The 9,950-nt window shown below is 36.1% G+C and carries 10 protein-coding genes and 1 pseudogene; 2 read left to right on the top strand and 9 right to left on the bottom strand.

The genetic code is table 11. The annotated features are described in order from the left end of the window. Window positions 1-138: 138 nt before the first annotated feature. The 3 genes from FW754_RS16170 to FW754_RS16160 all read right to left on the bottom strand — a co-directional run bounded on the left by FW754_RS16170 (window position 139) and on the right by FW754_RS16160 (window position 3,017). A complete protein-coding gene (locus FW754_RS16170; RefSeq protein ID WP_446325226.1) occupies window positions 139-660 on the bottom strand; it encodes a plasmid replication DNA-binding protein in 522 nt (173 codons plus the stop codon). A 78-nt stretch (window positions 661-738) separates the two neighbouring features. Continuing rightward, window positions 739-1,668 carry a replication initiation protein RepM gene (repM, locus tag FW754_RS16165; RefSeq protein ID WP_446325225.1) on the bottom strand — a complete coding sequence of 310 codons (930 nt, stop codon included), beginning with the start codon at window positions 1,666-1,668 and terminating at the stop codon, window positions 739-741. A gap of 641 nt (window positions 1,669-2,309) precedes the next feature. Beyond that, window positions 2,310-3,017, bottom strand: a complete 708-nt coding sequence (locus tag FW754_RS16160) for a hypothetical protein (protein WP_446325224.1) — start codon at window positions 3,015-3,017, stop codon at window positions 2,310-2,312. 222 nt (window positions 3,018-3,239) lie between these two features. Between FW754_RS16160 and FW754_RS16155 the strand changes: the two genes are divergently transcribed. Beyond that, a complete protein-coding gene (locus tag FW754_RS16155) occupies window positions 3,240-4,826 on the top strand; it encodes a MobA/MobL family protein (RefSeq protein ID WP_446325223.1) in 1,587 nt (528 codons plus the stop codon). Window positions 4,827-4,835: 9 nt separating this feature from the next. Then, complete coding sequence (locus tag FW754_RS16150) at window positions 4,836-5,000, top strand: hypothetical protein (protein ID WP_446325222.1); 165 nt, start codon at window positions 4,836-4,838, stop codon at window positions 4,998-5,000. 274 nt (window positions 5,001-5,274) lie between these two features. On the opposite strand, the gene FW754_RS16145 is transcribed toward FW754_RS16150, so the two are convergent. From FW754_RS16145 to FW754_RS16120, 6 genes and pseudogenes are all read right to left on the bottom strand, one after another. Further along, on the bottom strand, window positions 5,275-6,600 hold the full coding sequence (locus FW754_RS16145) for a flavin monoamine oxidase family protein (protein ID WP_446325221.1): 1,326 nt from the start codon (window positions 6,598-6,600) through the stop codon (window positions 5,275-5,277). 90 nt (window positions 6,601-6,690) lie between these two features. After that, window positions 6,691-6,816 (bottom strand): annotated as a pseudogene (locus tag FW754_RS16140) (amidohydrolase family protein); the annotation flags it as partial. A gap of 87 nt (window positions 6,817-6,903) precedes the next feature. Continuing rightward, window positions 6,904-7,272, bottom strand: coding sequence for a YcgJ family protein (locus FW754_RS16135; protein ID WP_446325220.1), 369 nt, complete (start codon window positions 7,270-7,272; stop codon window positions 6,904-6,906). Between the two features lie 178 nt (window positions 7,273-7,450). After that, on the bottom strand, window positions 7,451-8,035 hold the full coding sequence (locus FW754_RS16130; protein ID WP_446325219.1) for a TetR family transcriptional regulator: 585 nt from the start codon (window positions 8,033-8,035) through the stop codon (window positions 7,451-7,453). A gap of 315 nt (window positions 8,036-8,350) precedes the next feature. Continuing rightward, window positions 8,351-8,773: an outer membrane protein assembly factor BamE gene (locus tag FW754_RS16125; RefSeq protein WP_446325218.1), complete on the bottom strand. Its 423-nt coding sequence runs from the start codon at window positions 8,771-8,773 to the stop codon at window positions 8,351-8,353. A 97-nt stretch (window positions 8,774-8,870) separates the two neighbouring features. Beyond that, a partial coding sequence (locus tag FW754_RS16120; protein ID WP_446325217.1) for a YadA-like family protein occupies window positions 8,871-9,950 on the bottom strand: 1,080 nt, incomplete at its 5' end.

Raw genomic sequence — 9,950 nt, 5'->3', positions numbered from 1 at the left:
ACACTCGATAAGTTGTTTTAAATCAAGTTATTGAGATCCATAAAAAAGCCCAATTTGAACAAACTGGGCTTTTTTATGGATTCTTCACATTCCACGCCTATTCTTTGAGCATTGTGGGATGGTTTTGTGTAGCTCAATTTAACCATTCGGCAGGAAGAAGCGACTCAGGAAGCCCCTTTTCTTTGGCTCTTCTTCTATTAGCTCTGGTACTGGAATACGTTTGTTTTCTGATATGACTGGTGTCGTCAATTCTTCTTCTTTCGGCTCAGGTCCTGGCCGAGGATCGGTTCTTATATCAGGTTCAGACTCCTGATCGGTAAACGTAGTCATATTGGGTTTTGGGCCTTCTAATAGGCGTTGCATTACCTCAATTTGTTCTTGGTAGAACATTTCACGTTCTTTAGCATCAGATACTTGATTTTTTAGCATGTCTATCTGCTGTCTAAGCAGTACAACTTCTGTCGAACTTGGACTGTCTATTTTTACAGAATCTTTTACATCCTGTTTTTTGACAGGCTCACCAAAGACACGAAGTGCTTCAGCTAAATCGATCTTGTTATCAGAATTTTTACTTAAAATTCCCTTCTTTATGTTGTTGTAAATTGTTTGTCTATTGATGTTGTACAGCTTGGAAAGTTCAAGAACTGTAAGGGTTTTCATGCTGTAAACCTATGCCTAAAGTTGTAAAAACTTGCTGTCTATTAGACTGTCTAATAGACAAATGATCAAGATTAATTTTTAGGCAGATTGAAAGCCAACTTTTTGAAGGTAAGGAAATAATTCCTCAAATTTTTGGGCATCTTCTAGCATCTCGGCAATGCGGATCGCAAATTGTTCAAAGCTTTCCGTACCTTGAGAATAGCTATTCATTTCAGGAATTCTAGAAAGCTTATTTGCAAATAGATGACGTTGGGGGGCTGTAATTTTCGAGAAGAAATCAGATGGATTTTTTGTCTGAACTGCTTTTACAGAGGCATCTTTTTTCTGCTTAAAAGTGAATGAGAATCCTGAAATAGAACGCCCTTTTTTATGTTGTTCATATTTCGTCGTTATATCGGTTAACTCGTTGATTTGACTGAGGGCAAAATCTAAAACGTATGTTTTGAAATTACTCATAGTTCTGTATTGGTGAGCTTCAACCCCCAGTTGTTGTCTAAACAGAGCTAGGTCATAAATAGGAGTCTTTCCTGCAGATCGCCATTGAATTAATAATTCATAAAGGCGAATAGCATAAGAGCTGGTAAGTCGTGAAACTTGTTGTAGCTCATATTTTGTGAAGTTCTCTTCTAACCGAGTAATGAGAGGAACAATATCTTGAGTGAATCTTAGGAAAACGATACCTGATTGAGGTTCATAGCCAATTTTATCAACCCAACGGCAATGGAAGCTACGATCCTTACCTGTTTTAGGGTTTACATCATGGTATGTGACATATCGATCAAATAAGCTTTTTGAAGCGTCTCTAAGTACTGTGTAAGCAGTATGCTTCTCAACATTGAAAGTATTGATATAGCTACTGGCATGCACCTCTAATAAGCTATTTTCTGTTATTCCGTAACCTGTCTGTCTTGCTTCAGCAATCGCCAAAAGAATCAAACGCTGTTCGACAGTGTCTAAAGTGTAGCTTGCTTGAATTAAAGCATTATCCTTTACGATTAATTCGCTCATTTTTAATAATAAATTTATAATTAAACTAGGTCATACAATAGACTATCTAAATATTAATGTCTATTTAAATTATTTAAGGTCGATAAACCTAGCTTTAAGGTCGATAAACCTAGTTTAATGGGTCGATAAACCTAGTTTAATGGGTCGATAAACCTAGTTTAATGGGTCGATAAACCTAGTTTAATAAAACTTGTAAACATTGATATTAAAGAGTTACAGATGTCTTAAAAGTATTTAAAAGCTTAAAAATAATTAAAAGCCTGGCTAAAGAAAAATTGCCCTAGGTTTTCGCTCTGCTCAAACTCTATTGAACTTCGCTTTCGCTCAGTTCTAAGGGGCAATTTTTTTTCTCATACCGGATTCAATTTTTGTTTTGAAAAAAGCACAAGCAAAAGCAACAAGAAAAATGGATTCGCTTTGCTCATAAAGCTTTTTTACTCGCTATGCTCGTTCTAGCGTCAAATTAAGCTCATTTATCTATAAAATTTTGAAATCCATTTACAAAAAAGCAGTTTTTCAGAGGGTCTAGGCGCGACTTTTCAGTGTGGCACTCGTAGACACTCGTTCAATACGTCCTATTTGACGCATATTGAATTTTTTCTGTTTTACACATAGTTTTATGTTGTTCAGATTAAAAGTGGCTAAAACGAGCGCTCTGTGGCTTTAAATGGGTTTCTACTGTCCTGCTCAAATCCATCTACTGTGGTTTTGAGAATTTCATTTCGTACATGTCTCTCCGAAGTTCTTATTTTGTGATCTTCAGTCATTTGATTTTTTTCGATTAGAACAGCCGTTGCTGCTGCATCGATAAAGATTTGTTCTAGGCGTTTTAAGTCATTCGATTGATTGGCATGAAAACCGGTGACATCAAACAGCTTTTTACACATTGCACCCAAGTAGTAGTTTTCTCGATCTCGTTGTTTTTTTAGACTTGGATCTGGCTTGTTTAGTTTCGCGTCAATACGCTTTTTCTGGTTTCTGAGTTTGATTTCAGCTTTCTTCTGATCCTGTTGTTGCAGATAGTTTTGTAAGGCATCTAATTTTAAAAAATGTGCATCAAGGTCGGAACGGTTGGCTAGATCTAAAATGTCACGCTCAAATTTTGTTGGCGTAGGCTGTGATTGAATTTTGGTGAGTGCTGCCATTTGTTTGAGATAGGCATTTTTTTCATAGCGACATTTTTTAATGAGCAGGCAGTCTGCTTCAGAAAAATCAGCCATGCTTTTTTTGCCTGGAAGGATGTCTAGAAAGCGCTGTTCTATTTTTCTTTTGAAGGGCAGTTGTTGAATATGTTTGATCAGTTGTTTCACATCATCCAAAGTTAAAACCAATGTTTTGCGACCGACCATAAAAGCCCCTCGAATTCTGATTAAGTTTGCTGTTAGTACAGTGAGTTTAACCTGTAGGTACAGTGAAATTAAAAATTAATTCTGTATGGCAGAATTAATTTTTATCTCGTCTCCCTGTCTTTTTTGCAAAACTATCCCTAGCGTGATAGTTTTGCAAAAAAGACAGAAGTCTTCGTCCTGCGGAGCAAAAGCAAAAGCCCCGAAAATCGAGAGTAGTAATCAATGTTTTACATGGACATTCGGCATAATGTGAAGAAGGCGAATAGCAGCAAAAATGCCTTCCATTACCTCACCAGAACTGGACATTTTTTGGCGAAAAAACAGGATGAAGAATTAGAGTTTGTTCGTTCCGGACATCTCCCTGCTTGGGCGAAAAATCGGCCTGCAGATTTTTGGAAAAGTGCTGATCAGCATGAAATTGAACGGGGGCGGACATCGACTGTTTTAACGGTTGCTTTGCCTAAAGAGCTGAACAGATTGCAACGGATCGAGTTGGTAGAATCCTTTATTCGAGAATTCACAGCGACCTATCAGTTCCCCTATACCGCAGCGGTACACAATCATGCCAGTGCTTTAACCGGTGAGGATCAACCGCATTTACATCTGATGTACTCTGAACGTAGCCTTGCCGATGGAATAGAACGATCACCGGAACAGTTTTTTAAACAGTACCGCCCCAAAAATCCACAGCAAGGTGGTGCACAAAAAATGACGGCCAATGCTTTGGGCCAGGGAAAGAATCAGGTGGTAATTTTTAGGCAGACGACCGAACAATTACTGAATGATTGTCTGCAGCAATATGCCCCACAAAAAACCATCATGCTTAATGGTCTAGCGTTAACGGTTGAAAATAGCGTTTCTTGTTTATCGAATCGGGATTACAACAAAAAGTTTGGTACCGATTTAAAAGATGTTCCGCAGATTCCAAGGTGGAAATTGTACAGTGCGGATCCCATTGTTCAGCTAGACGTTCAAGCTCAGAAAGAAACCATTCAGCAGATCCGTAAACAGAACAAAGCAGAGTTGTATAAAGCCGAGTATGAAAAGGAACTGGAAAAACGAGCGTTAGCACAGACAACACCGCTACAACAACGATATGCCGATCCTAAAGAATATAAGGATTATGAACTGAATCAATTACAGAAAAATATCGTGGATGCTTGTCAGAGTATGACGACACAGGTCGATCTAAGGGCAAAACATCAAGAAATTTGTAAGGTGACGAATCGACTTTTTGAACACCGGGCCTTTGGTCAAACGCTATTGGCATTACAACAGAATAATCTGATAACTAATTTTAGTTGTGAGCAGTTGATTAATACTGGTGCTGACTTTATTCAGATTAACTTGAAAAATGCAGATTTACAGGTTTGGGAAAAGCTCGATGCCTTTTGTGGGAATGAAGCAGATCGAGATTTTTTACAGTATCACTTGAGACATTTGGCTCAGTTTATTCAGCAGTTATATGATATTGATACGAAGCGAAGTCGAACTTTTGAGCAGAACTTTAGTTATCAATTTTATCCGTGGCAACGTCATGATATACAGCAAAACTTTGAGCAGAAACAGACTGAGATGCGAGAATTCATGCAATTGTATGAGAGTTTTATAGCCCCCGTGGCCAATCGCTATTTTCCTGAAGATTATGAATTGTATCTGCAGCAGTACCTGGAAAAATTTAAAGAAAGGGATCAGCAGATCACGGCTGCATTAGCTGCTGATATTGAACCGATGATCACCACTAAAATGGAAAGTGAACAGGAAAAAAGAAGTGATCTTGGCAATATTTATGACAGACCTGGCTTTTAGGAGATGAAAATGAATGTGATGGAATCCGTATTTGATGAGAACATTCCACTGATGATGGAAAAGTCCAAAGAAGAACCAGTTTTTATTCTGGGAGAAGATGAGCCTAAATATGTTCTTTTGTCATTTGAAGATTATAAGAATTTGACTAAAAGTAACTCATTTGGATTAAGCTAAATTACTATTTTTATCTAAAAAATGCTTTAAATATTCAATTTACACGAATTCCAGTATGGTTTTTAAAATCAAAACTAAATATCTGAAAAATATAATTAATATTACTTAAGCGTCCAAATTAGTTTAATTGGCTAAACCCAACTAATTTGGACGATTAACCTTATAACTAGTTGTTTTATATAAATTGTTGTAAAAATTAACAATCTCTACTGCATTTCGCATAAGGTGTATTATGTTAATTTTAGAAAATCTTAACTATAAGTAAGGTATAAAATTACAACATAAGTTTCACAGCATCTAAACCTGATGTATAAGCGCCATGCACAGTACCAGCACCAAATTGCGCTAAATGTTCACCTGCAAAAAAGATCCGATCGAAGATAGGCTGTTTTAAAATTTCAATATCATCATTAGTTTGTCCAATCGCTTGATAACTAAATGAGCCTTCAGCAAAACAATCCTTACTCCATTCAGTTTTCAACATCTGACTAGGTTGGGGAATGTCATCAAAAATAAGTTTCAGTGATGGTTCAATCTGCTGCCAAATTTCCTGATAACTCAAATCTTCCATCCATGTTGCAGATTTTCCACCAAATAAAAATAATAATGTGGGGCGTTGATAAACCTGACTCATATCCAAAAAGTTCAACCAACGCTGACCATTATGCAGATTGATATTATTGTTAAATTTTTCCTGCTTTGATTGCCAGAAAGCATGATCAAAATGCACAAATAATTTATTAAACACCCCATAACCGATTTTTTGGATGGCCTGCTTTTTTTGGGTAGGTAAGTCGGGGATAAACTGAATATGCTGCTTTTTCAGCACACCCAATGGCACCGCAATAACGATTTGACTGGCTAAAAAACATTCACTTTTTTCTGTAAAAACTTGGATCAGTTCCTGAGTAGAGTCAATAGATTGCACCACTTGATTGGTCAGGATAGTGATATCTTGGGATAAGGTTTCAACCACTTGAACATAGCCTTGTGGAAAGACCACTTCATCTCCAGCAAAAAATCCTTCATTTTTCCAAAACTCAGCAGATAAATCTGTTAAATCACTCGCACAGGGGTCTTCAGCCAGTAATTTGAAAAAATCGAATAGGATTTTTTTAAGCTTCAATTGTTCAGTTGGATTTAATTGCAACTGGCTGTGCATAAATTCTTGGAACGCTGCCGCATGAAGCCATGTTTTTAAGGCTGCTAAAGCATGCGAATAATGCTCAGTCGGATTGATCGTTTTAAATTGAGTGAATAAGTAATCTAAACTTTGTTCAAAAATATTCTGTTCTTTTGAGCTAAATCGTTGCCCATTTTCATGATAATAAATCGCTTCATTATAATTAAATACAGTGGTTTCTATCTGATTGTGCTGCACAATTGACCAGATCGGATTGTTTTCAATCCCATGAATCCATGATGCCCCTAAATCATAAACATGTTGTCCTACTTTTTGACTGAAAATACGACCACCGAGTCGGTCTCGTGCCTCAAGCACAATAACTTTTTTACCTGCTTGGTGTAATTCACTCGCAGCAGTTAAACCGGCAATACCCGCACCAATAACCACAATCGGTGCTTCTTTATTTTCATTCATAATGATTATTTATACCTATTGAAAAGACCAAAGATCAAATGAAAATGCGGACTGATCATCCATGTCTCATCGTGTTTTATGGGGAACGATTTAACGCTGATATATTTTCTTACCGTTAAAGATGGTCCATACCACTTTGGTGTCTGCTAATTCCTCAGGGGATACGGTAAAAATATCCCGATCGAGTACGATCATGTCTGCTTTTTTACCTGCTTCTATTAGGTCACAAGATCCTTTACTGTTTTAACATCACCAAAGTGCATAACGAATCGGGAGAATTTTTATTCTCCCATTCATGATTTTTTACTGACCAAATAAGGCCTGAGTATAGTTTTCTGCCACAGCACTACGTTGACCATTACCATTAAAATAACGATCTACGTAACATTTCTGAGCCTCAGTGTCACAAAAAATACCGTTAGCAAAAGTAAATTGAGTGTGACTAAACTGACCTTGTGAGAAAACTTTATTGGCTTGATCTAGACCAAGATATTTTTGAGTCAGCTCTTTCGAAATACCCGCAGAATTGGCGCAGATATATTGATCACATAAGGTTTTCGCTTCAGGTTGCTTTAAATCAATGCCTTGAATTGGCTGTTGAGGATTCATCGGTGTTGCTTGGCAACCTATTAAAAGCACAGGTAGACAGAATAAATAAGCCATTTTTTTCATCGTCTTCTCCAAATCTAAATGTTAAGTTTTGCACAGCAGATTTGAGCATAAGCCCACTCAAATTCATGTTCTGTGCATTTTTGATATTCAAAATTTTAAGATTTTAGGGTCTAAAAATAATGTCGATATTATTAGAATAACCAAATTTGAACACACGCTCAAATTTAATCTAAAAAAATTACGCGTCTAATTCTTGCTGAATGATGGATAAAATTTGCTGGTGGAAGAAATCAGCTTGAACCTCTTCAAGGTCAAGATTGGATAAGCACTCCAGTCCTATGGCAAAAGCAATCAGCCTTAATGCAATTTTATTAATCTGATCTAAGCGAAAAATAAATTCATGATTGATCAGCCCCAAATGTAATATTTCAATGATTGAGTTTTGCCAAATTTTAATGGCTTGCGCATAGGCTTGTTTAAAGATCGGGTGATTGTAGGCATTGCGTTCTGCATCATTCCAAATACCAATATACGGTGTTTCGGAAATCGCCGCTTCTGAACCGAGCAGATAAATCAACTTATCTCTGCAATTGGTATTTTCAGGAAATTGCTTCAGGTCTAAATTTTCATGTACCAACTCTAAAAAAACCTGAGACTTTAGGTCATGAATAGAATCAAAATGATGATGAATTTGACCCACCGAAAATTCAGCTTTTTCTGCTAAGTTTCTGACCGTTAAGGTATTTAAGCCTTCAGATAAAACAAATTTTTTTGCTGAATCAACAATTTGTTGTTTTCTTTCGCTTTTGCTTAAATATGCCATCTTAATAAAGCCCCAAGATTATTTACTTCTATGATATAGAAAACATAAATATCTTGTTAAGTGTTTATATATAAAGAATAAAAATATGTTTGCATAATTAGGATCTAGAATTTTTATTAGTATATAAAATCTCTTATTTGAATTTTTTGAAAAATGAAATATCACCTAAATCAGCTTCTATTTAACATAATGGCGCTTATGCGAAATTAATTTACAATAAGCCTTTAATATCAATAAATTAGCATCATTCAAAAATTTAAAAAACAGCAAAAAGCCGATATAGAAACATATCGGCTTTTTTATTTCTATGGCTAATTACAGTGGAATGTGTCCTTTTACTATAGGGCATATTCCATTCTGAGGATTAATTGGATTCCAATAAAAACTACGTGCAACCATATTTTGATCAAATAGAATCTTAAATTGACACGTTGTTATATTATTTTCACTTTGATTAGATGTCGTAAAATGAAATAAATAATTCCATTCATGTGGTCTCCAACCATCATCATATTGGGGACGTCCAATCAATTCATAAAGTTGATCCTTAGTCATACCTTCTCTAAGCTGATCTAAACTTTGTAAATTTGGAAAGGTACCCGCATCGTTGTTAAGAGTTACTTTTTCTACCTTATGCCATTTAGGTTGTTCTGTTGTACCATCTTTAGTAATAACTGTTCCTGTGCTACATCCACTTATTAGTCCTGCCAGCACGCCGAATATAATTAAGGGTTTCATATCTAAAATCTCGCATCAATTTTGGTTTTATGTAATTTCAATTCACTTAATTTGGTCATTAGATGCTTTAAAAGCATCTAATTTTTTGTAGAAAAATCTACCATTGAATTCCTGTACCGACTGTTCCACCAAAATCACCACGAGAGTTACCACTTCCACTTATTTTGAAAACCCATCGACCATTATCCGAAATTGATGACATACCTACCGCATAGCCACTTTCACCTCGGAACGTACCTCCACTGATTGCCATCATACTTTTCCCTGGAATATAAGCCTGTGGTAAACCAGCTGTAGCTAATGCTTGTGCACTACCCGCATTGGCACGATTTTCTACATCATCAATACGTTTGTTTGTTGTATAAAATGCCTGTTCAAGTCGATTACTCAAATTATTCACACTTTGATCTAATGAGTTAAGTGCATCACCCACATTATTATGAGAACCTCCACCGACATTATAAGTCGGACCGGTATTGGTTTCATAGTTTGCACCACCACCTAAGTGATTATAAATATTAGTATTACTTGTATGAAGTTGAGATCCATTAATGGCATCTTTTGAATCTTTACTAATAGATCCATCAACAACACCACTCACTTTCTTATTGCCAGCATTGATGCCTGTGTCTTTATCTATAGATACATCACCAACAGTAATTTTCTTGGTATTTACAGATTCAAAGTTGACGTCTTTCTTGGTTGCAACATTATAATTAGTACTACCGTCTTGATTAGTAGATTGGCTAACAATAATGTTGTCTCCTTCTGAAACTGTTGTTTTAGCTTTTGTTACATTATTATGAACATTATTAACCACATCATGTAACTGGCCACCGTTCACAGCATCTTTTGAACCTTTGGCTATCGTACCATCTTCTACATTCGTAATTTTTTTACTTCCAGCATCGATACCATCTTTAGTTACACTTGGACCGCCTTTGATGGTTAAGCCATCATTATTGACCGTTGTATCACCAGTTTTAATACTGCCATCTTTACCAAGATTAAGATCTTTAGCTAAATCCATCTTAATTTGATTACCGCTTTTACTCACTTGGATGTTGCCATCGGTGTTTGTAAAATCAACAGTATCACCAGGTTTAACAGCGCTTGAATTTTCTCCATTTGCTGTTAAATTCCAACCCTGATTAACATTGTTTACTTTGTTATTAAT

It is taken from the genome of Acinetobacter sp. 1207_04 (assembly GCF_052850415.1).
The sequence above is the reverse complement of the archived record's forward strand: the minus strand, read 5'-3'. Positions and strand labels throughout refer to the sequence as shown.